At 62.8% G+C, this 25,745-nt stretch carries 21 protein-coding genes; 6 read left to right on the top strand and 15 right to left on the bottom strand.

Going from position 1 to position 25,745, the window contains the following annotated elements; genetic code table 11:
• Positions 1 to 58 precede the first annotated feature (58 nt).
• Positions 59 to 988, bottom strand: a complete 930-nt coding sequence (locus tag M5B99_RS21890; protein ID WP_248805946.1) for an NAD-dependent epimerase/dehydratase family protein — start codon at positions 986 to 988, stop codon at positions 59 to 61.
• Positions 981 to 1,865 (bottom strand): sugar nucleotide-binding protein, encoded by an 885-nt coding sequence (locus M5B99_RS21885; RefSeq protein WP_248805945.1) that lies wholly within the window; start codon positions 1,863 to 1,865, stop codon positions 981 to 983. Before M5B99_RS21885 ends, M5B99_RS21890 begins: the two co-directional genes overlap by 8 nt.
• A 339-nt stretch (positions 1,866 to 2,204) precedes the next feature.
• On the opposite strand from M5B99_RS21885, the gene M5B99_RS21880 reads away from it, so the two are divergent.
• Entirely contained in the window at positions 2,205 to 6,527 is a 4,323-nt protein-coding gene (locus M5B99_RS21880; RefSeq protein ID WP_248805944.1) for a DEAD/DEAH box helicase, read from the top strand.
• Positions 6,528 to 6,614: 87 nt separating this feature from the next.
• Here M5B99_RS21880 and M5B99_RS21875 read toward each other — a convergent pair whose 3' ends face one another.
• The gene (locus M5B99_RS21875; RefSeq protein ID WP_248805943.1) at positions 6,615 to 8,705 is read right to left on the bottom strand and encodes a mechanosensitive ion channel family protein; all 2,091 of its coding nucleotides are present in this window, start codon (positions 8,703 to 8,705) and stop codon (positions 6,615 to 6,617) included.
• A gap of 218 nt (positions 8,706 to 8,923) precedes the next feature.
• Between M5B99_RS21875 and M5B99_RS21870 the strand changes: the two genes are divergently transcribed.
• Positions 8,924 to 10,135: an MFS transporter gene (locus M5B99_RS21870; protein WP_248805942.1), complete on the top strand. Its 1,212-nt coding sequence runs from the start codon at positions 8,924 to 8,926 to the stop codon at positions 10,133 to 10,135.
• Positions 10,136 to 10,304: 169 nt separating this feature from the next.
• On the opposite strand, the gene M5B99_RS21865 is transcribed toward M5B99_RS21870, so the two are convergent.
• On the bottom strand, positions 10,305 to 10,508 hold the full coding sequence (locus M5B99_RS21865; protein ID WP_248805941.1) for a tautomerase family protein: 204 nt from the start codon (positions 10,506 to 10,508) through the stop codon (positions 10,305 to 10,307).
• 122 nt (positions 10,509 to 10,630) lie between these two features.
• Between M5B99_RS21865 and M5B99_RS21860 the strand changes: the two genes are divergently transcribed.
• Positions 10,631 to 11,554, top strand: coding sequence for a LysR family transcriptional regulator (locus tag M5B99_RS21860; RefSeq protein ID WP_248805940.1), 924 nt, complete (start codon positions 10,631 to 10,633; stop codon positions 11,552 to 11,554).
• Between the two features lie 68 nt (positions 11,555 to 11,622).
• Here M5B99_RS21860 and M5B99_RS21855 read toward each other — a convergent pair whose 3' ends face one another.
• The 6 genes from M5B99_RS21855 to M5B99_RS21830 all read right to left on the bottom strand — a co-directional run bounded on the left by M5B99_RS21855 (position 11,623) and on the right by M5B99_RS21830 (position 18,318).
• Positions 11,623 to 12,156, bottom strand: coding sequence for a fimbrial protein (locus tag M5B99_RS21855; protein ID WP_248805939.1), 534 nt, complete (start codon positions 12,154 to 12,156; stop codon positions 11,623 to 11,625).
• A gap of 20 nt (positions 12,157 to 12,176) precedes the next feature.
• A complete protein-coding gene (locus M5B99_RS21850) occupies positions 12,177 to 13,136 on the bottom strand; it encodes a fimbrial protein (RefSeq protein WP_248805938.1) in 960 nt (319 codons plus the stop codon).
• 63 nt (positions 13,137 to 13,199) lie between these two features.
• Complete coding sequence (locus M5B99_RS21845; RefSeq protein WP_412548754.1) at positions 13,200 to 15,833, bottom strand: fimbria/pilus outer membrane usher protein; 2,634 nt, start codon at positions 15,831 to 15,833, stop codon at positions 13,200 to 13,202.
• A gap of 269 nt (positions 15,834 to 16,102) precedes the next feature.
• Positions 16,103 to 16,870, bottom strand: a complete 768-nt coding sequence (locus M5B99_RS21840) for a molecular chaperone (RefSeq protein WP_248805937.1) — start codon at positions 16,868 to 16,870, stop codon at positions 16,103 to 16,105.
• Positions 16,871 to 16,891: 21 nt separating this feature from the next.
• Positions 16,892 to 17,656 carry a fimbria/pilus periplasmic chaperone gene (locus M5B99_RS21835; RefSeq protein ID WP_248805936.1) on the bottom strand — a complete coding sequence of 255 codons (765 nt, stop codon included), beginning with the start codon at positions 17,654 to 17,656 and terminating at the stop codon, positions 16,892 to 16,894.
• A gap of 83 nt (positions 17,657 to 17,739) precedes the next feature.
• Entirely contained in the window at positions 17,740 to 18,318 is a 579-nt protein-coding gene (locus M5B99_RS21830) for a fimbrial protein (RefSeq protein WP_248805935.1), read from the bottom strand.
• A 338-nt stretch (positions 18,319 to 18,656) separates the two neighbouring features.
• Between M5B99_RS21830 and M5B99_RS21825 the strand changes: the two genes are divergently transcribed.
• Complete coding sequence (locus M5B99_RS21825; RefSeq protein ID WP_248805934.1) at positions 18,657 to 19,361, top strand: response regulator transcription factor; 705 nt, start codon at positions 18,657 to 18,659, stop codon at positions 19,359 to 19,361.
• Positions 19,362 to 19,369: 8 nt separating this feature from the next.
• On the opposite strand, the gene M5B99_RS29995 is transcribed toward M5B99_RS21825, so the two are convergent.
• A complete protein-coding gene (locus tag M5B99_RS29995; protein WP_263860606.1) occupies positions 19,370 to 19,492 on the bottom strand; it encodes a hypothetical protein in 123 nt (40 codons plus the stop codon).
• On the opposite strand from M5B99_RS29995, the gene M5B99_RS21820 reads away from it, so the two are divergent.
• A complete protein-coding gene (locus M5B99_RS21820) occupies positions 19,472 to 20,119 on the top strand; it encodes a response regulator (RefSeq protein ID WP_248805933.1) in 648 nt (215 codons plus the stop codon). The two genes, M5B99_RS29995 and M5B99_RS21820, sit on opposite strands and share 21 nt — an antisense overlap.
• A gap of 2 nt (positions 20,120 to 20,121) precedes the next feature.
• On the opposite strand, the gene M5B99_RS21815 is transcribed toward M5B99_RS21820, so the two are convergent.
• Complete coding sequence (locus M5B99_RS21815; RefSeq protein ID WP_248805932.1) at positions 20,122 to 21,621, bottom strand: amino acid racemase; 1,500 nt, start codon at positions 21,619 to 21,621, stop codon at positions 20,122 to 20,124.
• A gap of 11 nt (positions 21,622 to 21,632) precedes the next feature.
• Complete coding sequence (locus tag M5B99_RS21810; protein ID WP_248805931.1) at positions 21,633 to 22,934, bottom strand: dicarboxylate/amino acid:cation symporter; 1,302 nt, start codon at positions 22,932 to 22,934, stop codon at positions 21,633 to 21,635.
• 369 nt (positions 22,935 to 23,303) lie between these two features.
• On the opposite strand from M5B99_RS21810, the gene M5B99_RS21805 reads away from it, so the two are divergent.
• Positions 23,304 to 24,221: a LysR substrate-binding domain-containing protein gene (locus M5B99_RS21805; RefSeq protein WP_248805930.1), complete on the top strand. Its 918-nt coding sequence runs from the start codon at positions 23,304 to 23,306 to the stop codon at positions 24,219 to 24,221.
• Positions 24,222 to 24,240: 19 nt separating this feature from the next.
• Here M5B99_RS21805 and M5B99_RS21800 read toward each other — a convergent pair whose 3' ends face one another.
• Together M5B99_RS21800 and M5B99_RS21795 are read right to left on the bottom strand one after the other, a co-directional pair.
• Entirely contained in the window at positions 24,241 to 24,702 is a 462-nt protein-coding gene (locus M5B99_RS21800) for a hypothetical protein (protein WP_248805929.1), read from the bottom strand.
• Positions 24,699 to 25,613 carry an NAD synthetase gene (locus M5B99_RS21795; RefSeq protein WP_248805928.1) on the bottom strand — a complete coding sequence of 305 codons (915 nt, stop codon included), beginning with the start codon at positions 25,611 to 25,613 and terminating at the stop codon, positions 24,699 to 24,701. Before M5B99_RS21795 ends, M5B99_RS21800 begins: the two co-directional genes overlap by 4 nt.
• Positions 25,614 to 25,745: the final 132 nt, after the last annotated feature.

Raw genomic sequence — 25,745 nt, 5'->3', positions numbered from 1 at the left:
CCCCCATGAGAAAAGGCGCCTGTGATCAGGCGCCTTTTTTCATTTTGGACAAGCGACTTCAGCGCCCTAGCAAACGCGCCAATCCGACACTCATGGGCGTCGGTTCGGGCAATGCGAAGCGCTCGAGCATCCGCTGGTTGTTCGCCCGCGAATGGCGAATGTCCCCAGAGCGCGCCGGCTCGTAGGTCACCGGCGGCAGCGCACCGACCACCTCGCCCAGCGCCACCAGCATCTGCTTGAGCGTCGTCGCCCGGTTCAGGCCAACGTTGACCGCGCCCTCCAGCACCTGCGGCGCCTTGAGCGCCTGCAACAGGATCTGCACCAGATCGCCGACGTAGATGAAGTCCCGGGTCTGCTCGCCATCGCCGAAGATGGTGATCGGCAAGCCCTTCAACGCCCGTTCGCAGAAAATGCTGATCACCCCGGAATATGGCGAGGACGGATCCTGGCGCGGCCCGAAGACGTTGAAGAAACGGAAGATCACCGGCTCCAGGCCATGCTGGCGGCGGTAGAAGTCCAGATATTGTTCGCTGGCCAGCTTGTCCGAGGCATAGGGCGTCAGCGGCGACTTGGCGGTATCCTCGACGATGGACTCGCCTTCGCCGTTATTGCCGTAGACCGCCGCGCTGGAGGCGAACAACACTCGCTTGACGCCCGCCTGGCGCATGGCCTCGCAGACATTCAGCGTGCCGATGAAGTTGCTCTGGTGGGTCCGCACCGGGTCCTCCACCGAAGCCTGCACCGAGGCCACCGCCGCCAGGTGCACCACGGCCTGACAACCGCGCATCACCCGCGCCACCAGCGCGGCATCGGCCACATCGCCTTCAATCAGTTCGACCCGGGGATTGTCCAGGGCCAGGTTGCCGCGCTTACCGGAAGACAGGTCATCAAGGATACGCAGCGAGTAACCTTGCTCCAGCAGCGCTTCGGCCAGGTTCGAGCCGATGAAGCCGGCGCCACCGGTGATAAGAATCGGGGCATCAGCCATGACGATAGAACCTGTCAAGTAGCGCCGGCAACCCCGCACGCCAGGCACGCGGCTTGATGCCGAAGGTATGGAGAATTTTCTTGCAGGCCAGCACCGCGTGCTGCGGTTCTTCCGCCGCATCCGGACGCGCGGCGTGGGCCTGGGCGGTCGGGGCCTCAATGGCCAGCGGGTGTAACTGCCGGGCTTCGGTGAGAATCGCCTGGCCCAGGGCCAGCGGCGTGGTCGCCTCGTGGCCGGCGTAGTGGTAGGTGCCCCACAGCGGCGCGGCACAATCGAGTTGCTTGAGCACCGAGATGATCACCCGGGCAGCGTCATCCACGGGCGTCGGGTTACCGCGCCGGTCATCGGCCATCAGCAGTTCGTCAGGTTTCTCGGCCCGGGCCAGGAAGCGTCCGAGGGTGCCCTCGGTACTGTCATCGAGCAACCAGCCAAAACGCAGCAACACATGTTGTGGGCAAGTCGCGCGCACGCTCTGTTCGATCCGCCACAGCGCCTGGCCGCGCAGGCCCAGGGGGACGGGTTCGTCCTTTTCACTGTAGGCGGTGGCCCGTGAGCCGTCGAACACCCGGTAGCTGGAAGGTTGCAGGAGGATGATGTTGTGGTGCTGGCAGAGTTCGGCCAGTCGCTCGACCGCGCGCTCCTGATCAGCCAGGCGCGCTTCGCCGACCGTCTCCGCCTGGAACCAGTCGAAATAGAAGGCAAGGTTGATCAACGCATCTGGACGGGTGTCGTCGAGCAGTTGCGTGAGGGTCGCGGCGTCCCAGCCTTCTTGTGGCGGACGGGGAGCGAGGAAACCGATGTCTTCCTCCGCACCCAGGCGAATCAGCGCCTGCCCAAGGGCATTTCCGCCGCCCAGTAACATAAGGCGCATTCGCATAGAGTCAGCAGGCCCAAGTCTGTTCAGAACGATGGTAGTTAGCGGAAAAGCTTGTGGCCTTACCGCTGGCAATAGCCAGAATCCTTGCATTTTGCGGGTTTTGCGCGCAACCGTCACGGATAAAGTGCCTGAAGGTACCGTTGTGGCGAGGGGGCTTGCCCCCGTTCGACTGCGAAGCAGTCGCAAAACCGGCCATCGCGGCCTATCGGATAGACCTGGATGGTCGGTTCGGAGCCGCTTCGCGACCCAGCGCGGGCAAGCCCGCTCGCCACATGACGCAGACAGACTCGAGTCCCTCACTACTTGCAACTTGGGCCGTGCGACCGCATAAATAAACCCATGAATCTCCCCGAATCCGTCCACGACGCCCTGGCAGGGTTCCACCCGGCCGTCAGCGCCTGGTTTCGCAAGACCTTCCCCGACGTGACCGCCGCCCAGGCCCGCGCCTGGCCGTTGATCCGCCAGCGCCGCTCGACGCTGATCGCCGCGCCCACCGGCTCCGGCAAAACCCTGACGGCCTTTCTCGCGGTGATCGACGACCTGGTTCAGCAGGGCCTGGCCCAGGGCGGTGAACTGTCGGACCAAACCCTGATCGTCTATGTCTCGCCGCTCAAGGCGCTGTCCAACGATATCCGTATCAACCTGCAGGACCCGCTGGCGGGCATCACCGCACAGCTCGAACTTCTGGGTCTGCCGCCGCTGTCGATCACCACCGCGGTGCGCACCGGCGACACCCCGCAGAATGAACGCACGCGCCTGCGCAAGACCGCGCCGCATATTCTGGTGACCACGCCGGAGTCGCTCTATGTGCTGCTCGGCTCCGACTCCGGCCGACACATGTTGGGCACCGTGCGTACGGTGATCGTCGACGAGATCCACGCCATCGCCGCCAGCAAGCGCGGTAGCCACCTGGCCCTGAGCCTGGAACGTTTGCAGGCATTGTGTGGCGAGCCATTGCTGCGCATCGGCCTGTCGGCCACGCAAAAGCCCATCGATGCGGTATCGCGCTTTCTGGTGGGCAGCGGGCGCAGCTGTGAAATCATCGATATCGGGCATGCTCGCCCCCGCGACCTGGGCCTCGAGGTGCCGCCCGTGCCGCTGACGGCGGTGATGGCCAACGATGTCTGGGAGCTGGTCTACGAACGCCTCGCCGAACTCGCCCGGCAGCACCGCACCACGCTGGTTTTCGTCAACACCCGACGCCTGGCCGAACGCCTGGCCCGACACTTGAGCGAACGCCTGGGCAAAGGCGCGGTGGCCGCCCACCATGGCAGCCTGGCCAAGGAGCAGCGCCTGGATGCCGAGCAACGGCTCAAGCGCGGCGAGCTGCAAGTGCTGATCGCCACTGCCTCGCTGGAACTGGGCATCGATATCGGCGAGGTGGAGCTGGTCTGCCAGATCGGCTCGCCGCGCTCCATCGCGGCCTTTCTGCAACGGGTCGGGCGCTCCGGCCACCAGGTCGGCGGTACGCCCAAGGGCCGGCTGTTCGCCACCTCACGGGACGAATTGATCGAATGTGCCGCCCTGCTCGACTGCGTGCGCCGGGGCGAGCTGGATACCTTGCTGATTCCCCGCGCGCCGCTGGATGTACTGGCCCAGCAGATCGTCGCCGAGGTCAGTTGCCAGGAATGGCAGGAACAGCCGCTGCTGGAGCTGATCCACCGCGCCGCGCCCTATGCCGAGCTGGACGAGGCCCACTATCAGGCATTGCTGCGGATGCTCGCCGAAGGCTTCAACAGTCGCCAGGGCCTGCGCAGCGCCTATATCCACCGCGACGCCCTGAGCCACAGCCTGCGCGGCCGCCGTGGCAGCCAACTGACCGCCCTCACCAGCGGCGGGACCATACCGGACAACGCCGACTACAGCGTGCTGCTCGAACCCCAGGCCCTGAACATCGGCACGGTGCATGAGGACTTCGCGGTGGAAAGCATCGCCGGCGATGTGTTCCAGCTGGGCAATAGCTCCTATCGCATCCTGCGGGTCGAAACCGGCAAGGTACGGGTCGAGGATGCCCACGGCCAACCGCCGAGCATTCCGTTCTGGCTCGGTGAGGCTCCGGGGCGCAGCGCCGAGCTGTCCTTCGCCGTGGCCCGCCTGCATGCCCACCTGGATGCGTTGCTGGACGCGACACCGGGGGACTTGCAACCCAGCCTCGACTGGCTGCGCCAGACCCTCGGCCTGGACCCGGCCAGCGCCGAGCAGATCGTCGAGTACCTGGCCCGCGCCCGACAATGCCTGGGCGCCCTGCCCTCGCAGGACACCCTGATCATGGAGCGTTTCTTCGACGAGTCCGGCGGTACCCAGTTGGTGATCCACACGCCGTTCGGCAGTCGGATCAACCGCGCCTGGGGCCTGGCCTTGCGCAAGCGTTTCTGCCGCACCTTCAACTTCGAATTGCAGGCCGCCGCCAGCGAAGACGCCATCGTGCTGTCGCTGTCCACCAGCCACAGCTTTGCCCTGGACGAGGTCTGGCGCTACCTCAACAGCCACACGGCCGAACACATCCTGATCCAGGCCGTGCTCGACGCCCCGCTGTTCGGCGTGCGCTGGCGCTGGAATGCCGGGGTCGCGCTGGCGCTGCCGCGTTTTGTCGGCGGGCGCAAGGTGGCGCCGCAGATCCAGCGGATGAAAAGCGAAGACCTGACCGCGTGCGTGTTCCCCGACCAGATCGCCTGCCTGGAAAACCTCGCCGGCGAGCGCGAGATTCCCGATCACCCGTTGGTGGAACAGACCCTCGACGACTGCCTGCACGAAGCCATGGATTGCGAAGGCTGGCTGGCCCTGCTGCGGCGCATGGAAGCCGGCGACGTCCGGCTGATCGCCCGCGACCTGCCGGCGCCCTCGCCCCTGGCGGCGGAAATCCTCAGCGCCCGGCCGTACACTTTTCTCGACGATGCGCCGCTGGAAGAGCGTCGCACCCAGGCCGTACTGAACCGCCGCTGGAGCGATCCGAGCAGCACCGACGACCTCGGCGCGCTGGATGCCGAGGCCATCCAGTCCGTGGCCGAGGAGGCCTGGCCCGCGCCCAATGGCGAGGATGAAATGCATGAAGCGTTGATGAGCCTGGCCGCGATCAGCGACGCCGAAGCCCGGGCCAATCCCTCGTGGCCGGCCTGGCTTGAGGCGCTCGCGGCACAAGGCCGCGCCACCCGTTTGCAGGTCGATACAACGCACACGCTGTGGACCGCCCTGGAGCGCCTGACCTGCCTGCAAGCACTTTATCCACAGGCTGAGCTGCATCCGCATTTGCAACCGCCGGCCGGTTTCGACCAGCCGTGGGAAGCCGATGAGGCGGCGGTCGAAGTGGTCCGCGCCCGCCTCAGTGGTTTTGCCCCGCTGACGCTGCCGGAGATCGCCGAGCCCCTGGCGCTGTCCGGCGCCACACTGGCCCAGGCCCTGGCGAAGCTGGAAAGCGAGGGTTATGTGCTGCGCGGTCAGTTCAGCCCGGGAACGCCTCGGGAACAGTGGTGCGAACGTCACCTGCTGGCGCGGATCCACCGTTACACGGTCAAGCGCCTGCGGCGGGAAATCGAGCCGGTGGCGGTGCAGGACTTCATGCGTTTCCTGTTCGACTGGCAGCACCTTTCCCCCGCCGGCCAGGGCCAGGGCAGTGCCGCCCTGGGGATGATCGTCAGCCAGTTCGAAGGTTTCCCGGTCGCCGCCGGGGCCTGGGACAGCGATGTGCTGGCCGCACGCCTCAAGGACTATTCGCCGACCTGGCTCGATGAGTTGTGTCGCTCGGGCAAGCTGGTCTGGGCTCGCCTCAGTGCCCGGGGCAAAAGCACCAGCGCGGCCTCGCGCAGCACGCCGGTGGTGTTGCTGCCCCGGGGCCAGGTCGCGCTGTGGAGCAGCCTGACGGAACAGACAACGGTGGCAGAGTTGTCGCCGCGTACGCAGAAGGTCCATGCCGCGCTGACGCAACAGGGCGCGCTGTTTTTCGATGAGTTGCTGCATGAGGCCCATCTGCTGCCCACCGAACTGGAAAGCGCCTTGCAGGAGTTGGTCGGCGCCGGTTGGGTGAATGCCGACAGCTTTGCCGGCCTGCGGGCGCTGATCACCCCGGCCAGCAAACGCCAGGCCCGCAGCGCTCGACGTGGGCGTGGAGCCTTTGTCGGCGGGATGGACGATGCCGGACGCTGGGCCTTGCTGCGCCGTTCAGTGGCGGCCGTGCCGACAGGCGGCCAGGTACCAGCCGAGACCCTGGAGCATATCGCCATGACCTTGTTGCGGCGTTACGGCGTGGTGTTCTGGCGCTTGCTGGAGCGTGAGGCGGACTGGTTGCCGAGCTGGCGGGAACTGCTGCGCACCTTTCATCGCCTGGAAGCGCGTGGCGAGATTCGCGGCGGACGTTTTATCAGCGGCTTGGCGGGCGAGCAGTTTGCCTTGCCGGAGGCGATTGCGTTGTTGCGCGAAGTGCGCCGGCGCCCGGCGGATGGCAGCCTGGTCGCGGTGTGCGGCGCCGATCCGCTGAACCTGGCGGGAACCTTGTTGCCGGGGAACAAGGTACCGGCGCTGGCGGGGAATCGCCTGGTCTATCGCGATGGCGTTCCGGCGGCGGCGGAGATCGCCGGCCAGCAGTTGTATTGGCTCGAACTCGACCAGGCGGCTGCCGCCGAAGTCCGCAAAAAACTGACCCAATCCCGCCTAGTGCCAGTCAGTTAAGGAAATTTGAAACAGAACTCGGTCTTGTGACCAGACTTAAGATCGCGCCTTACTGACTGGCATTACCCACACTGTCTCTGAAAATGCCTAGACGGCCCTTGGCGCGGCAGGCTCCTGCTCCACCACTGGCACCCTCGGCGCCAGCATCACCGGCTGTGGATAAGTCTGCGCGAAATGCACCCACGGACTCTGGTCCACCAGCTTCTTCAGTCGCTCGTTGAACGCCCGGTTCACGCTGTACTGGCCGCCCGAGACCGTGCGGAACTGCGCCGTCAGCACCACGCCATTGAGGTCCATGCGATCAACCCCGAACACCTCCAGTGAACCTTGCAGGTTGAACTTGAGCAGGGCGTCCTCGCTGATCGAGCGCCCGGCTTCGCGAATCAACTCGGTGGCCTTGTCGACATCGGTGTCGTAGGTGAACTGCACCGAGAAAAACGCAAAGGCGAATTGCCGCGATTGGTTGGTCACCGCCTTGATCTGGCCGAACGGTACCGAGTGTACGAAACCCTTGCCGTCACGCAGGCGCAAGGTGCGGATGGTCAGGCCCTCCACCGTGCCGGCATGACCGGAATCGAGCACCACCCAGTCGCCGATGGACAGGGTGTCCTCAATGATGATGAACAGCCCGGTGATCACATCCTGCACCAACTGCTGCGAGCCGAACCCGATGGCCAGCCCCACCACTCCGGCACCGGCCAGCAAGGGCGCGACATTGATCCCCAGGTTGGCCAGGGTGGTGATCGCACCGATCACCAGCAGGATCACTTTCAGCGCGTTGCGCAGCAGCGGCAGGATGGTTTTGGCCCGCATGCTCGGCTGGCGTGACGCCCGGCGGTTGATCGGCGGCTTGAGCGATTCCTGGATCGCGGTATCGAGCACTACCCAGAGCAACCAGGTCGCCAGCAGGATCAGGCCAATGCGACTGAGGGAATCGCTGATGGCCCGACCCACCGTGTTCTGCTCGGCGAATTCATACAACGAAAAGCCCCAGATCCGCCCAAGCAGTTCGATAAAACCTACCGCCAGGACGATACGCAGCACGGCGTGCAGCACGCTGAGCAAGCGTTCCTTGTACACGCTGCTGCGCTGGATCGACGCTACGCCACGGGCTTTGAACAGGTGTTGGAACACGGTGCTGAGAAACACCGTGGCAATCAGCAGGACGGTGCTCAGCAAGGCGCAGCGCAAGGCTTTCTGGCTGTCTTCGCCGGCATCGACCAGATTCACTGTCGAGACCAGCACCATCAACAGGATCGGCCAGTACCACAGCCCGGAAAAGATCCGTAGCGACTCCTGCAGTGCCGGTTGCTTCAGGCGTTGGCTCAGCGGGCGATTGCGGATCAGGTGCGCTACCGGCCGCCGCAACCTGAAGACCAGCACGCCGAACAGGATCGAGGCAAACAACGCGGTGAACACCGCGACGCTGCTGGTGATATTGCCGCCCAGTTGCTGGGCGATCTGCGGGCTGGTCAGGGCATCGCTCAAGGCAGCCAGGAAGCCGATCGCAAACAGCTGCCGCGGACTGTCGGCGCAAATGATCCGCACGGCCTGGCGCTTGTGGCCGAAGTTGAACAGCACCGTCAGGCAAAGCAGCGCTGCGCTGGAAAAAATACCGCTGCTGCTGGCGTAGGTCAGGCACAACGCCAGCGCCCGTCCCGCCGAGGCCGGCAGAAAGTGGCCGATATAGAGGGTCAGCGGCAGGGCAGCCAACGCCGGTAGCAAGTAAGGCAAGAGGTAACCGAGCACGGACTGGCTGCGCTCACGGGGTTGTAACCAGCGATGCCGGTTGATACGACGGGCGGCGAAGCGTCCCGCCGTGGACAATGCCGCGAAACTGCCGAGCCAGGCCAGCGACAGGAGCAGGAAGTCGCCGACCACACTCCAGGGTGAACGCTCGCGAGCCTGGCTGACCAGTTGGTCCATCTCATCGGCCGCTCGGTCGGCCCGCAGGCGCCAGGCGTCGAGCAGGTGGCCGTTGAGGTCGAGCTGGTTCTGCGCGTCATCGATGCTGGAACTCAGGGTGCCGAGCAATCCGCCCTGCACCAGCACCTCGGGTTTGGTGGGGGTGCTGGCCGGTGCGCTCGTGGACAGCGGCAGCGCAGGGACAGCAGCAGCCCCACCGCTGGCGCACAGCAGGAACAGGGTCAGCAGTATGGTCTTCTTGATCCTGGGCAAAACCGGACACCTCATCAGCCATCTCTGTAAGAAACTGAGTGCTGATGAGGCGACAAAGTTCGCTTGCAGTGCCCTCCACGGACTCACGAGTGACGAACAAACCGGCCTGACACCGATCTTTGCCCTCAGGTCAAATATGTTGTGCCTTTACCTATATTTTTCCGCACAAGTGAAACCCCGACACTGCGCCCCTGATCAAACCTACCGGAGTTGCAGCCATGCCCATTGCCTTGTTGGCGCTGACCCTCAGCGCCTTTGCCATCGGGACGACCGAGTTCGTCATCGTTGGTCTGTTACCCACCATCGGCGCCGACTTGGGGGTCGACCTGCCTTCCGCCGGCCTGCTGGTCAGCCTCTATGCCCTGGGCGTCGCCATCGGCGCCCCAGTGCTGACCGCCCTCACCGGCAAGGTCCCACGCAAGCTCCTGCTGCTGTCGCTGATGGTGCTGTTCACCCTCGGCAACCTGCTGGCCTGGCAAGCGCCGAGCTACGAGTCGCTGATCCTCGCGCGCATCGTCACCGGTCTGGCCCACGGGGTGTTCTTCTCCATCGGCTCGACCATCGCCACCAACCTGGTGCCGAAGGAAAAAGCCGCCAGTGCGATTGCCATCATGTTCACCGGCCTGACCGTGGCCCTGGTTACCGGCGTACCGCTGGGGACCTTTATCGGCCAGCACTTCGGCTGGCGCGAAACCTTTCTCGCCGTGTCCGCCCTGGGTGTGATCGCCTTTATCGGCAGTCTGATCTATGTGCCGAAGAACATCGCGCACAACAAGCCGGCCTCGCTGATCCAGCAACTGCAAGTGTTGAAACAACCACGTCTGCTGCTGGTGTACGCAATGACCGCGGCCGGCTATGGCGGCACCTTTATCGCCTTTACCTTCCTGGCGCCGATCCTTCAGGACATCTCCGGCTTTCAGCCCGGTACTGTCAGCCTGGTGCTGCTGGTCTACGGCATCTCGGTGGCAGCGGGGAATATCTGGGGTGGGAAACTGGCGGACAAGCGCGGCCCCATCGGTGCGCTGAAGCTGATCTTCCTGCTGCTGGCGGTCGTGCTGTTCGTGCTGAGCTTCACCGCCGGCCATCCGTGGTTGGTCCTGTTGACCGTATTGGCCTGGGGCGCGGTGGCCTTCGGCAACGTGCCGGGCCTGCAGATCTATGTGGTGCGCCAGGCCGAGCATCACACCCCCCATGCGGTGGATGTCGCCTCGGGCCTGAACATCGCCGCCTTCAATCTCGGCATTGCCGGTGGGGCCTGGATCGGTGGCTTGATCGTCGCCAATCTGGGGCTGATCCATACCACCTGGATTGGCGGGCTGGTGGTATTGCTGGCCTTGGCGCTGACCGCCTGGAGCGGTCATTTGGATCGACTGGGGCCGGTATATGCGGAGCCTGCCGAAGGTTCGGCACGGGTGGTGGCCGGGCACTGAGGCCAGCGCTGACACCACACGGTTTCATGTAGAAGCCGGCTTGCTGGCGATGAACGATAACGCGGTTTGCCTGAAGCACCGCAGCGCTCGCATCGCCAGCAAACCGGCTCCTACAGCTTTGTGGGCGGCGAAATGTTGCGATGAAAGGCCAATTTCGCCGGGACCGGGTCTACTCTTTGAGCTTGATGTGCTCCGTGACGGTCAGGCCGGCATGTCCCCAGTTATCGGTATCCACTTCCTCGATCACGATATGGGTCAACTCCGGCGGTTTTCCGAGGACCCGCTGCAGGGTCTCGGTGATTTCGGCGATGACCTGGACTTTCTGCTCGCGGGTCACGCCCTCACGGGTAATACGAACGCTGACAAAAGGCATGCTGTGCTCCAGTGGTTGAAAGAAGGTTTACCGCTGATCTGGTGGAACTCACTCTATTGCCCCACACTCATTTGATAAATACGGATTCCCGTACTTCATTTGATCCCGCAGTGTAATCAATCATGCGACGACAGTTCGATGACCTCATGCTCGGCAGCATCGAGCTGTTTTGCCTGGCGGCCGAGGCCGGCAGCTTCACCGCCGCAGCGCAGGTGGCTGGGGTTACGCCGGCAGCGGTGAGTCGTTCGATCTCGCGCATGGAAGAGCGCCTCGGCGTGCGCCTGTTCACCCGCACCACCCGCAGCGTGCGTCTGACCGAGGGCGGCCGCAGTTACTTCGAGCAATGCCGCCAGGCCCTGACCCAACTGACCGAAGCACAGCGAGAAGTCATGGGCAAACAGCAGGAGCCGGCCGGCACCTTGCGCATCAGCATCCCGACCACCTACGCCCACCACCGCATCCTGCCGCTGCTGCCGGCCTTTCGCGCACGTTATCCGGCGGTTAAGGTCGAGGTGCATATCAGCAACCGCAATATCGACTTCGTCGAAGAAGGCTACGACCTGGCGATCCGCGTACGGGTGCTGCCCGACTCGGGGCTGATTGCCCGGCACCTGGAAGACGCGGAGCTGGTGGTGATCGCCACACCGCAATACCTGCAACGGGCCGGTACACCGCAGACGCTGGAAGACCTGCAACAGCACGAGTGCATACAGTTCGAACTGCCCAGCAGCGGGCGCCGGATTGCCTGGTTGTTCAAGGATGCGCAGGGCAAGGAACGGGAATTGCTGGCCGAGAGCAGCTATTGCTGCTCCGATGATGTACTGGGTGGGGTGACCCTGGCGAAGCACGATGCCGGGGTGTTCCAGACCTATCGTTTCATTGTCGAGAAAGAGCTGACCGAGGGCTCCCTGGTGGAAGTGCTCAAGCCCTTCGCAGGCCGTTCGCGGCCCTTCTCCCTGCTCTATCCGCACGGTCGGCATGTGCCGTTGCGGTTGAAGGCGTTTGTGGATTTTTTGCTGGAGCATCGGGAGCGCTGGAGCGCCTGAAGCCTGTAGATAGCGCGTCCGGCCCCTGAACTCGGCGCGACCAATTGCAGGAGCCGGCGACGCGGGTCTCAATCGTAAGTGATCGAGATGGTCACGTTAGTGGCCAGGGTACCCTGGCCGAGCGCGCCAGTGGTCTTGTGGTACGCCCCCAGCAATGGCAGGACCGCCAGACTGCCGGCCGTTGCCACCGTGCGGCTGCGCTGGGCAACCGTGCCATTGGCGGGAATGGTCGAGGTACCGCCACCTGCCGGCCGCTGCGCCAACCACAGGCCGATACCGCTCGCGGTCCCGGTATTGGCAAAGCGCGCGCCATCCCCGGCGGCAGGCGTGCCAGCAAACAGGAAGGTCACATTGCGGATGTCCGTATCGCAGTTGGCGCTGATCTGGAAGTCGTAGCGTCCCGCATGCGCGACCCCCTCAAAATCCGGAACCTTGACGGTGGGTAGCGTGATCGGGCGGTTCACATCACTGAGCGCCAGATTACAGGTGCCACCATCGATCCGACCGCTGAAACGCAGGATGCCGGTAGTCGCGGCATGGGCCGCGCTGGCGGCAATGCTGGCGCTGATCGCCAACAGCAAAGGCAAGGCTCGAAGATTCATCGGGTAGTCCTCATGCAGTTTCAGTTATAGGTAATAGAGACAGTGGCGGTACTGGCGAGCGTGCCCTTGCTGACCGTGCCGATCTTCCAGTACGAGGCCCCCAGCGGCAGCACCGCGCGATTGCCGGACACCGCCACGGTACGTCGGCTGTCGGTACCGTCGGCACGGATGGTCTGGGCAACCCCGCCGATGCGCGAATAGAGCTGCAGGCCGATACCGCTGGCCGTGCCGGTGTTGGCGAAGCGATAGCTGCTCCCAGGAGCGGGCGTGCCGGAAAAGGCGAAGGTGACGCTGGAGGCATCGCTGCAATTGGCCGTCAACTCAAAGTCGCGGGCGCCCGCCGAGTTGGCGTTGGTGAAATCACTGACGCGCACGTTATTCAACGTAATGGCGCGGTTGACATCGCCGGCGGCGAGATCGCAGGTGGCGCTGGGGGCGACAAAGCGTACGGCCGTGTTCAGAACCGCCGTGTGGATATTGTTTCCATACCATCTGTTTTCATGGAGATTTCCGCTAGCGTAGGTGCCGCTGGCAACTGGCCCGATTTTGTAAAAACGCGCCTGCATCGTTCGGATGTCATGCCGGTATTGTGCCGCGGGAAGCGTTGCCGCCTGGCTTCTCATATTGAGGTGATAGGTGGCCCCGGAGAGAAGCGTCGCCACAATCTGGATGCCCACGCCAGGAACATTCGTGCGATGAACGCGACCACTCACCCCCGGCACCGTCACCACATCCGCATCGGTATAACGCCCGGTTTCCACCTGTGAGACCGCGGCATTGCAAGTACTGACACCACTCGGATAAGTGCCGGTAAATACCTGGCTGGCGATCAACCCGCCCACCGGCAAAGTGGACGGCACGGTGATGGTGGCAGGGAAGGACACGCTGGTTCGGCCGTTCGGGTAGTAATCGCACGCGTGAGCGGCGAGCGGCAGGCAAAAGACCAGCAGTGTCGGAATGAATGAGGTGGAAGGTTTCATGTTCAGTCCCGCAAGAATGAAATAAGGCGTTGGTTGGCATCGGCGTGGCTGTTCACGCCACGATCAACTGGTTTCATCGGTCGTATCGCGGTCGTCCACCCCAGGCACTTCCTCCGAGGCAATGGCGACATCACCCTGGCAATCGCCCCCGTCCAGCAGACGCAAGCGTTCGGTGCCGGCGGCGGACGCCCCCGGGCTCAGGTCGTAGTCAAAGCGGCACGCGGCCGTGGCGAGCGAACCCCATCTGACCGTCAACCGCCCCTGTTCCCGGGGCACCCTTACAAACGCCTTGCCGCCCTGCCCGACCATGCCGACGCTGGCACCATTTTCATCGAACACATCGGCCCCGAACGGCAGCGGGCTGCCATCCTCGCGGAGCGCCGTGATCAACATGGCCTGGCCGCTGACGGTCTCGTACTTGAGCATCACCACCGAGCCGGCCCGTGGCGCGACGTTTTGCGCGGCAGCCTTGAGTTCCACGTCGACGGACAAGTCCTTGGGGTCCAGTTCGACGACGTTCTTGCGATACGGGGTGAGATGGGGGACCACGGCAAAACCGCTCTCCCCTACTTGCCCACCATGATTGCCATTGACCCGCGCCCCTACCGCATCGGGTACCTCGACGACGCCCAGGGTGTCGCCCAGTTCCGGGGCCAGGGTCACGCCGCCCGGGTGGACGACGATGCCGCCGGTCATGCCGAGTGACGCCGTACGGTAGGCATTGCCCTGGCCATAGCTGCCGGAAACCACGCCGTGTCGTCCCAGGTACTGCAGGTCGGCGCTGGCGGCATTACTACCGCCCTGGTTGTGGTTGGCGCTGGCACCGTAGACGAATTCGCTGCGCTCGCCGAAGCTGCCGCCCAGGCTGACCCGCTCGCCGCTGTTCTGGTCGCCGTGGTACGCGGCGGTCGTCAGGGTCGGCGCGCGGCCGCCGCTGCCCAGGGGCATGCTCAGGGTCAAATCGATCTGCTTGTCGACCCGGTCGCTCAGCAGGTCGCGGCTGCGCTGGGCGCTGACGGTGTAGTGCACACCCTTCCAGTTGGCGGTGTAGCCGGTGGTGAAGGTCAGGTTGCCGCTCTTGCGGTTCCAGTAGTTTTGCGACGAGCCGGTGAGATAGACCGAGCCATTGCCCAGGCTCTGGTTGAGGCTGATATCCATGCGATCACGCAGGCGCGAAACCCTGTCCAGGTCGAGCCCATCGAGCGCGAGGTCGCGGACCCGCGCCGCATCGCGCACGCTCAGGAAATCCTCGGTGGAATAACGGTACGCGCCAAGGGCGAAGTGGGTGCCGGTGTCGGCGAAATTCTTGCTATAGCGCAACTGCACACTTTGCCCCTGGCGCGAACCGTGCCCCGGGATCCGTGCGTTCGAGTTCGTCAGGTCGAACGACAGCGCACCGAGTGGTGTGTTGAACGCCGCCCCGAACAACTGTGAGTGATAGTCCTCGCCCAGCACCGCCCCGGTGTAGCCGGTCAGCAGGTTGCTGAGGCCGTGCTGATAGGTCGCCTGCATCAGTGTGGGCGGACGCCGCAGGCCCACTTCATCGAGTTGCCCGACACTCAACGCGTAGCGGTTGTAGCCGGGACGCAACAGGTTGGCGTTGGTGGCGAACGGCACGATGAACTGGCGCTGGCGACCGTCAGCCTCGGTGACCGTGACTTCCAGGTCACCGCCATAGCCGGTGGGGAACAGGTCGTCGAGGACGAACGGCCCCGGCGCCACGCTGACCTCGTCCAACAGGATGCCGCGCTGACGCACACTGACCCGCGCGTTGGTCTCGGCGGTCCCACGCACCACCGGGGCAAAACCGGTCACGGAGTCCGGTAGCATGCGGTCATCGGTAAACAGGCTGGCGCCCCGCAGGCGGACACTGTCGAACAGCTCGCCGGAGGTATAGATCTCGCCTGCCATCAGTTGCGATTGCAGAGGGGACAATTCGCGCTGCACATAGCTGGCGCTGCTCTGGTAGCCGGAACCGCCACCATTGGAGCGGCTGTAGCTACCGTTATGGCGAAAGTGCCAGTCGCCGAGGTTGAGCCCGGTGTTCAGGCCCAGGTAGCTCGAGGCGAGCGAGCGGCCATTGGCCTCGGTGGTATAGGTGCTGGCGTTATAGCGCACAAAGGCCGCATCGACCCCGCTGTCCCACTGCTGCGGGCTGACATAACCGCGTGCCTTGCGCGCCAGGTAAAGCTGCGGGACCTGCAGGTTCAGGCGGTTTTCACCCGAGTCGAAACGCGCAGTGGCGCCCGGTATGTAGGTGGCGATATCGCCGCAGACCGACTTGTCGGGAAACGCTGGCGGCACCATTTCGCCAGCCTTGGCGGCCTGCTCGGCGATACCGTCGAGGTCGATGCCGAACGTCAGCAGCGCCTCACGCTCCAGGCACAGTTGCGCGGCGTCCTGGCCCTCGACCGCGGCGAAGGTCAAGGTTTCACGGCCAATCCACTGGTCGTTGAGGTAGACATCGGAACGGTAGGTCCCGGGCAGCACGACATTACCCTGGTTGAACCTGGAAATATCGACCTGCAACCCGGCCGCTCCACCCGGAAAGAAAGCCGGATTGAACGCCACATGCTCGACCCCATGGCTCACCATGGCCTGGGCACCGCCGAGCATTAACAGGCTGCGGGCAATAAGCGTCAATCGATGGCGTGACAGGGGCCAATTCCCTGCTCTGGCTGGCGTGTTCGAACTCATGTGTACCGTTCCAAAAAGTAGGTTCTGGCCGAGTTTCGGCAAAGCGAGCCCCTGCCCTGATGGAGGGGCAAAAACCGGGCTGGAGGTAAGACGGGGCGGTTAAGAACGAACACGGTCCCTGTAGGCGCGACCGGTAGACGCTCGATTGCCCGCGAAGCTCTTGGCGTACTCACGGACCTCTTCGCGAGCAAGCTCTGCTCCTGCAATTACGTGGCGTTTTCAATACCCATTGGCGGGCAGCTACGGCGGAAGACAAGGCGCTCGGACAGTCATGGTGCGATCCTGGTCTTGTGCGAGACCCTGACGCCGAAGTCATCGATCGTCTCGAACTCGGCGGTCATCGCGGTACTCGGCCGCGACTTCAGGCTTGGCAACAAAAACCGGTTGCGGCCATTGGGCGCCACCATATTCCCGGCTCCCGACGCACCGTGCTCACGGGCATGCCGCTGCTCCGCCGCGACGAGGTCGATCTGATCGAAGCTCAGGTGATAAGGCGTCGGGTTGTAGACTTCCAGCATCTGGCCCTGCTCGCTGGAGACCTGTCGCCATTGCAGTTTCGCCGCGGCGGCCTCCACCTCATAGGGCAGCTTCGTCGGGCGGAAGAACAACTTGACCCGGGTGCGGAAGGCCAGCTGCAACTGGTTGCTCTGTTCGGCGTCCAGCGTCTGGGATGGCACTTCCAGCATGTTGAACCAGAACAGGCTCTCGCGGTCTTGCGGCAGCGGCTCGCCGGTATAGGACAGACGCAGGACCTGATGCTGCTCCGGCTCCATGCGGAAGATCGGCGGCGTGACCAGAAAGGGGATCCCGGCCAGGTCCGGCGTGGATTGCTCGTCGCCGTTATCCAGCCAGACCTGGAGCAGCACCGGCCTCTGGTTCTTGCTTTCGAGCTTGAGGCTCACTTCCTTTTCGTGCTGCGGGTAGATCACGCGAGTGCCGCTGAGGACCACACTCGCCTGCACCGGAACGGCGGCCAGCAGCGCCATCAGCAGGGCCATGGCCGGCGCCAGGGCGCGGGAAATCAGAGTCGCATTCATGCCATGAGGTGTCCGCTGCATTTAAAAAACCAGGCCGGCCGAGTGGCGCACGCGGGCACCGAAGTCGCTGACGGCGGTGTATTCGACCTTCGCCGCGCCATTGGGTCGGCTCGTCAGCCCGGGCAGCGCAAAGACTTTGACGTCACCGGAGGGCAGCAACAGGCTGTCGTTGGCCGCCTTGTTCGCCGCCTTGCTGTAACGCTGGCCGTTACCGAGTAAATCGACCGAGGCGAGCGATACGTGGTACGGCGTGGGGTTGGTGGCTTGCAGGGCATAACCCTGGTCATGGGGCACCAGTTTCCATTGCAGTTTCGACGCGGCGCTGTTGACCGGGTAAGGCAACGCCTGCGGGCGCAGGAACACCCGCAAACGCGTACGGAAAGACAATTCGATCTGGTTCTTTTGCGCGGCATCGGCGGCGGTCGGCGGCACTTCCAGCACGTTCAGCCAGAACAGACTTTCGCGGTCGCTCGGCAGCGGTTCACCGGAATAGCGCAGGCGCACGGCCTGCTGCTGGTTCGGCTCGATTCGGAAGATCGGCGGGGTCAGGGTAAACGGTGCTTGCGCGGTCGCTGGCGTCGAGTGCCGGTCGCCAGCGTCCAGCCAGGTCTGCACCAGTGCCGGACGGCTACCCTTGTTCTCCAGGCGGACAATGACTTCCTGCTGTTCAGCGGGATAGATCACGCGGGTGCCATGAATGATCACCCCGGCATGGGCAGACAGCCCCTGCAGCGCTGACAGGGCAAACGCACAGGAGACAAAAGCGAAGCGGGCCATGCGTTTCATCGGCTGAGTTCTCTTCGGGTCCGAGGGAAGGACCTGCGCTGCTATCGCAGGTCCGAGGCGGGCAAGGTCTACACGGACAGACCTTAGTCGGTGTACTCGACCATGAAACCGACACGGGTATTGACCGTACCCTCGGTGGCCAGGCCACTGGCGTACATCTGCGCGGCCAGCGGGATCAGTGCCTGGTTGTCGGCGATCACCACGCCTTCCGATTTCTCGGTGTAGACGTTGAGCGGCGTGCCATCACGGTTGGTCACTTCGACCTGGACATTCTTGGCGGTGGCGGTATCGCTCGGATCATCGTGGCCATCGACGTTCAAGCGACCGGTGGCGACATCGATCGCCGGACTGGTCGGATCGAACGCGACCATGGCGGTGCGACCGTTGGTGCAGGCACCCTCGCCCGGCGCGCCAATGCGAATGGTGAAGCCGGTCAGGTTGGCACGATCCCCCGCATTCGACAGCCGCGAAGCGGAGACACCGCCCAGGTTCACGTCCTTGACCACGGCCCCGGTACCCGGTGCCGAGCCTTCGACAGTGCAGGTCACATCGGTCACCAGACCGCTGAAATTGATCACGCCGTCGTTGGCGGACACCGGCAGCGATACCGCTGCGGCCAGGGCCAGAGAAGCAGCGACGGTGGAGAGTGCAGTAATTTTCATGGCGTTCCCGTTCGTAGGTTTATGAACCCCCCTGCGACGATCGGGCACGGTACCCAGGTTCCGGGAGTGCCTCGCTCGGCGGGGGAAACCCTACTTTGGCCATGAGCGGTGGTATTACCCATCGAGAAATAACGAGTCTTCACTCGTGATTTCTCGAAAACTCACACACCCTCCCCCCAATCGTGCCAAACGCCCTCACACTAGACTTTCGGGAGACGCCAAACGTGGCTCTGCCCTCCCGACGAGCGCATTGCGAGCTTTTGACCCATACGTTATAACTTGACCATAAAGACAGATAATTCTTACAAAGAATTACACTTACAACACGGATCTTCTTCATGTCCCCTTCGTTTTCAACCCCATACACCGTTATGTTGTTAGACGACCATGAGGTGGTTCGCCAAGGGATCGAAATCGGCCTGGCCAAAGAAGCTGATCTTGAAGTGATAGGGTCCTTTGGAACCGGTAGGGAGCTGGTGACGGCACTGGCACAGCGGCAAGCGGATGTGGTGGTGATCGATTTCATCCTGGGGCCTTCGGAAATCGACGGTATCAACCTGATTCGGGTGCTCAGGCGACGGTTCGGCAAATGCAAGCCGCTGGTCCTGTCCTCGCACTACACGCCAGCCACCGTCGCCTTGGCGCTGAAGGCCGGGAGCCGGGGCTTCCTCGGCAAGGTGCAGAACATGGGGGAACTGGCCAACGCCATTCGAACCGTCGCACAAGGTCGGATTTACCTGCAGCCCTCCATGACCGCACAGATAGCGGAGGCGCAATCAGGTTTCCCTCTGGCCAACCTGGGGGCGGGCCCCGAACTGTCCACCTCGTTGACCCAGAGCTCCAACCTCTCGCCGAGAGAACAGGAAGTGCTGCGTTGTTTCCTCGATGGCATGTCCGTGAATGCAATTGCCGCGAAGTTTTCGCGCAGTGCCAATACGATCAGCACACAAAAGCAATCGGCTTATCGCAAGCTCGGTGTCAAGAACGACAGCGAGCTGTTCAAGATCTTCCATCAGACCCGGGAATCCGTCCCTCAGGAATAAGGCAACTGTCAGGTCACGCGGCGGTTGAACAGGCCGGACAAGGCGCTCGGCGAGTCCAGGCTCGCTGTGAAAGCACAGGCGCCGGCGTTGAGCCCGGTGCCGTACTGGTCGTGGACGATCAACCCGCCCACCGCTTTATCCTCAACGAACAACTCAAGATCCTGGGCATCCGCGCCGTGGTGGTGTCGAGCGGTGCGCAAGCGTTGAAAGCCATAGAACAACAGCCCATTCGACTGATGCTGCTGGATTGTTATATGCCGCAAATCAGTGGCTACGAAGTTGCACGGCGTATTCGGGCGAGAGAGCGCGGGCCGAACTACCTGCCGATCATCGCCCTCTCCGTCCAGAGTGGCCCGGCCCACCTGAAGCGCTGCATGGACAGTGGCATGGATGGGGTCCTGAAGAAACCGCTATATCTGGACGCATTGCGCAATCTGTTGCAGTTGTGGCTTGACCATGAACCCTCGCCACCCGCCCGGCCAGTGTCACATTACGACGCCGCCATGTTGCAGTCGCTGTACCGCGAAGCCCTGGAAAAAGACCTGGCGACGCTCCGGGAGGCAGTCACCCGTGCAGACTTTCCCGAGGCCAGCCACCGCGCCCATCGAATAAAAGGCGCCGGCTTGATGATGGGCGCGCAGGCGATTGCCGAGACGGCAAAGGCGCTGGAGCAGGCCCTCGGCGCCAAGGCCGGCGACATGACAATCCGGGCTGCGGTTGCCCGGCTGCAGAGGGCTATCGAGCAGTGGTATCGATAGCCTCAGAGGCCAGAGCTGTAATGAGCTCTTCCACCATCGGACACCGCCAGGCTGACACAACGCAGCGCCAGCACGGTCGTCGGGTCCACCAACGCCACATGGTGGCCGCGCACCTGGAAGTCGTCGCGGTGGCTGAGTACCAGCGGCAGCTCCGTGCAACCCAGGATAATCACCTCGGCGCCCAGCTCACACAGGTGCTCGACCGCCAGCAGCAATTGCTCCTTGCACAGGCCATCGGTGAAACCCGCCTTGATGCCGCGCTCGCCATAAATGGCGCTCATCACCAGCTCCTGATAGTCGAAGCCGGGGATCAGCAGGGTTAAACCGGCATGGCGGGCGGCCTGGTGGTAGACCTGGCTCTGTACCGTGCCCGTGGTGGCGAGCAAGCCGATGTGCTTGCCGCTGCCATGCTGTCGCGCAATCGCCTCGACGGTTTCGCTGAGCATGTTGACGATCGGCACCCGCAGGTAAGGCTGCAGCCGCTCGACGAAGGCATGGGCGGTGTTGCACGGAATCGCGATGGCCTGCGCGCCGGCACTTTCCAGACGCTTGCAGGTGGCGTAGAGCGCCAGGGTCGGGTCGGCTTCGTCGAACAGCAGATTGGCCGTACGGTCCGGGATCTGCGGATTCTGCTCCACCACCATCTTGATATGCTCCTGGTCCCGCCCCGCCGGAGTGTGGCGGACCACCTTGGCCATGAAGTCCACGGTGGCAGCCGGACCGACACCGCCGACGATGCCCAGTTTGAACGGAGCATGGGTTGGCTCATCATCGGCCGTGGTCACGGCGGCGGCATAGATCTCGTTGATGTCGAGCACGCTCAGGCCGCGCCGCTGCAAATCGGCGCAGACCAGCGAAAGCTCGGTCAGCCCCGGCACGATCAGGTTCGCGCCTTGCGCCTGCAGCGCCAGGCAGGCCTGGTACACACCTTCCAGCGGTACACCTTGCAGGTAGCCGTCCTTGATGCCGTTGAGGCCGTACATGGCGTCCATCAGGCTGCGCTGCTCCGGTTCGGGCGGATAGACCAACTGGAAGTCGCCCCCCAGGTAGCGCTCGAACAAGCCGGAGTGACGCACATAATCCGAGGCCAGAATCCCCAGCCGCGTGTCCGGCTCGGCGATCCGGCGAATATGTTCGGCCAGGGCGGCCATCAGGTCGAGGACCGGAATCCCCAGTTCCTGCTGGATTTCCTCACGGAACGTCTGGCTGGCGAAACAGGGCAGCACCACCGCGTCGACCCCACCGGTCTCGAAGGACTGGCAGACCTGGAACACATAGAACTTGCGTGCGGTCATGCTCGCTTCGCGGTCCAGGGGCAGCAGCACGTCCTTGAACGGATGCTGTTCGAAGAGGAAATGGTAGCGCCCCTGATCCGCCAGCACCGCCCTGGACTTGACCAGTTTGAAGAACAGATCGCCACCAGCCAGCGAACCCAGGCCACCGACAATGCCGAGCTTGCGGGTGACCGGCAGTGCCGTGGAGTTTTTGCCTTGGGTATTCATGGTCAAGGTTCTCAAGCCGCGGTCGCCGGGGTACGCGCCAGCGCAACGGATGGGGCGGTGGGCAACGTCTCCTCCTCGGCCTCATGCGCCTGCTCGGCGCGGGCCACCACTGCGGTGGCGATACTGTTGCCGACCACGTTGGTCGCGGTGCGCGCCATATCGAGGAACTGGTCGATACCGATGATCAACAACAGGCCGGCTTCGGGCAGGTTGAACATCGGCAGGGTCGCGGCCACCACCACGACCGAGGCCCGGGCGACACCGGCCATGCCTTTGCTGGTGACCATCAGGGTCAGCAGGATCAGCAACTGCTGGGTGAAGCTCAGCTCGATGTTGTAGGCCTGGGCGATAAACAGGATGGCAAAGGACTGATACATCATCGAGCCGTCCAGGTTGAACGAATAACCGAGAGGCAGGACGAAGCTGGACACGCGTTTCGGTGCGCCGAACTTCTCCAGGGCCTCCATGGTTTTCGGGTAGGCGGACTCACTGCTGGCCGTGGAAAACGCCAACAGGATGGGTTCCTTGATCAGCTTGCCAAGGGTGAACACCGAACGCCCGAGAAACAGGTAGCCGGCACCGAACAGCACTGCCCAGAGAATGGCGATGCCCAGGTAGAACTCGGTGATCAGCTTGCCGTAGTCCAGCAACAGGCCGAGGCCTTCGGTGGTGATCGCGCTGGCGATGGCGGCGAACACACCGATAGGCGCGAAGGCCATGACGTAGTCAGTGATCTTGAACATCACCTTGGCCAGTTCATCCACCAGGCTGGTGATGCGGGTGAAACCGGCCTGCTTCAGACCCGCCAGGGCGAAACCGAAAAACAGCGAGAACACCACGATCTGCAGGATCTCGTTATTGGCCATGGCTTCGGCAATACTGCGCGGGAACACGTGGCTGACAAACACCTTGAGGCTGAAGTCGCCGGTGTTCACCACCTGCGCCGCGACCGCGCCCTGGTGGTCGAGGTGCAGGTTCATCCCGGCCCCTGGCTGGAACAGATTGACCAGCAGCATGCCGATCAACAGGGAGATCAGCGAGGCGCTGATAAACCAGGCCATCGCGCGGCTGCCGATACGGCCCACCGAACGCGAACTGCCGAGGCTGGCGATACCGCCCACCAGGGTGGCGAATACCAGAGGCGCGATAATCATCTTGATCATTCGCAGGAAGATGTCGGTGACCATCGAGAAGTAGGCGGCGATGTCCTTGGCGGCTTTGGCGTCCGCCGCGAAGTGATGGCACAGCCAGCCGACCAGGACCCCGGCGGCAATGCCGATGGCGATATGACGGGGCAATCTGTTTTTGTTCATGGTGTTTCCCTCAAGTCTGTTGTCGGTTTTTTGCTTGGCAGGAAAAGACTCGTTGGCCCGGCCGCTCTGCAGCGCCGCGTCCAAATACATCACTTACCAACACCTCGGTCCTTTGTAGGGCTGGCTTGCCAGCGATGGCGTCCGCATGATCGATGCAAGACTCACGGGCCTCATCGTTGCGATGCGGCGTCCCGACAAGCCAGCGCCTACAGCGGACCGTGTCCATGGGCCGATTCTAGGGTGAGCCGGATCGGCAGATGATGAGTAATAGCCATCGCCCGATGCGCTTTTGGAATAGTTATGAAAAAGCCGACGAAGCCCGGCGGTCGCTGACGTAGACTCGTGGTCACCGCGACCGAGGTGGGCAGCATGCAAATCAAGTGGCTGGACGATCTGTTGGCGATCGAGCAATACAAGAACTTCTCCCGGGCCGCCGAGGTGCGCTGCGTCACTCAATCGGCGCTGTCACGGCGTATTCGCTCGCTGGAAGATTGGGTCGGTGCGCAACTGGTCGACCGTGGCACCTACCCGGTACAACTGACCCAGGCCGGCCAACTGTTTTGCGAACAGGGCCGCGAGGCACTGGCGGCCCTGCTGGAATTACGCTCGACCCTGCGCCAGGATGAAAAAATGCCTGGGCGTTCGATTCAGATCACGGCGGGCCACAGCCTGTCGATCACCTTCCTGCCCAAGTGGCTGGCGCAATTCCAAAAGCACCACGAGCCCTTCAACGTGCGGGTGGTCGCGGCGAATATCCACGACGCGGTGATTGCCTTGGCGGAAGGTAATTGCGACCTGATGATCGTGTACCATCATCCCCAGGCGCCGATCCTGATCGACGCCGACAAATTCGCCAGCCTGCCCCTGGGGCGAGACACCTTTCTGCCGTTCTGTGCCCCAGACCGTAGTGGTAAGCCGCTGTATCGACTGCCTGGCAAGGCCGGCAAAGCGGTCCCGTACCTGGCTTACACCGCCACGACCTTTCTCGGACGCGTGGCCGACCTGATCCTCAAGAACGCGGCTACGCCCTGCGAACTGACCCGTTGCTACGAGGCCGACATGACCATGTTGCTGATGCAGATGGCCATCGAAGGGTATGGCGTGGCTTGGCTACCGCAGAGCGCCGCTGCTACAGCCGTGGGAAGCGGGCAACTGGTGAAAGCCGGCGGTAATGAATGGAATACCGGTCTGGAGATTCGCGCCTATTGTTCGCTGGCGAATCAGAATCCGACCATGCGTGAATTGTGGGAAACCCTGGGGAAGGCTTCGCGGGAAGTGAGTGAGTAGAAGGCACTCACACTGCTGACTAACGCACTCCCTTTCCGGGTGTGCAAGGGACTTTCAGGGCTTTGATCACGACTTCACGATGACGTCGGACTTGAGCCATCTTGCACCGCATTTTTTTATGACGTTTGCTGTTAAGTACAAACAGGCCCAGCAGCGGAAACAATACCGCTAGAACCCAGGTGAATTGATCAGTCCTATAGTGGGTTGCCGACAGCGGACTCAGCAGGCAGATCACCAGCACACCGACGACACCCCAAACCCATTGGGGCCTCCCGCGCAAGACCATGAAATGGCTGTGTACGATGATCACTGCTAACAGGCTTTCTATTACCAATATGTACACGCCGGTGTCCTCTTGATAAAAGCTATCCGTCACCCAGGAGATCGAAAATAAAACGGATGCAATAGCCGCAAAAAAACCAACAATGAACACCGGAAAATAAAAAGCCAGAAATCGACGGAAATCCATCAGAACAGTCATGGCTCGAATTCCTCGTACAACCCAAGCGCGACAGTCTTCACATTGCCTGAAAGTGCACTGCCCGCAAAACTGGCAGATGCGCCAACTGCATCGACTATCTGAGTCATCGTTGCATGTCGAATGTGCGTCGGTGTAAACCGCTTGGGGAACTCACCAGACAACTGCCTCAGCCTGATCATTTTGGACGTCAGTCCCGGATGCTGGAGACTTAGCAGCTCCCTCGTCAGTTTCGCACGCTCTTGGCGAGAAAGCCCCCTGAGCACTTCCTGCGTACTTTTACCGGTAGCAGCCTTCGTCACGCCCATCAGTCTGACAGTGACCAACGATGCCGTTCCGACACCAGCAAGTGACACGGCATCCAAAGCGATCATCGTATATCGATACCAATCGTTGCTATCCAGCCAATCATTCCTTTGAGGCTCGTTGATTTCGTTGCGTATGCGACGCCCTCCAACCAAGCACTGCACGCTACTTGCCGCTGCTGCTGCATAACCAGCAGCAGCCACTACAGAACTGGCGCCCGCAGTGAAAGGTATCGCTACGGTTCCACTAGAAACCACTATCCAACCAATCACCGCTCCCGTGCAGGCCAACGCCGTATTCACCGCCTCCATCACCAAGCGCGACTCCCGAGGCTGTGTCTGTAGCTCCCGCACAAATTCAATCGGAGCAATGTGTCGCGGAGCCTCACGTAAAACGATCTTCTTCGGCGCAATACTGCAAATCGGCTGAAATTCACGTAGCGTCACCACGGAAAAATCACTTTCGATATACACCACACCGGCACCGGCTATCGCCGGATCTGCATCAATGACCTGAAACAGACGCCGTATATCCACCTGACCCTCAACCCGCTGGCGGATATTGCGGTGAGCGCTGGGCACCCCGCTCTTCAGCAACTCGGAAATCATTGCAGCCACTCCCTGACCTCATCAGAAGAAGCAGGAGCATAGGCAGCCAACCCAAGATATACCGTAGGATATATCAGCAATATAAGTGAGACCGGTCTTGTTAAAACCTCAAGCGCTTGTCGTTGATACCTC

The sequence above is a fragment of the Pseudomonas sp. MWU13-2100 genome (genome assembly GCF_023242365.1).
Lineage (GTDB): Bacteria > Pseudomonadota > Gammaproteobacteria > Pseudomonadales > Pseudomonadaceae > Aquipseudomonas.
The sequence above is the reverse complement of the archived record's forward strand: the minus strand, read 5'-3'. Positions and strand labels throughout refer to the sequence as shown.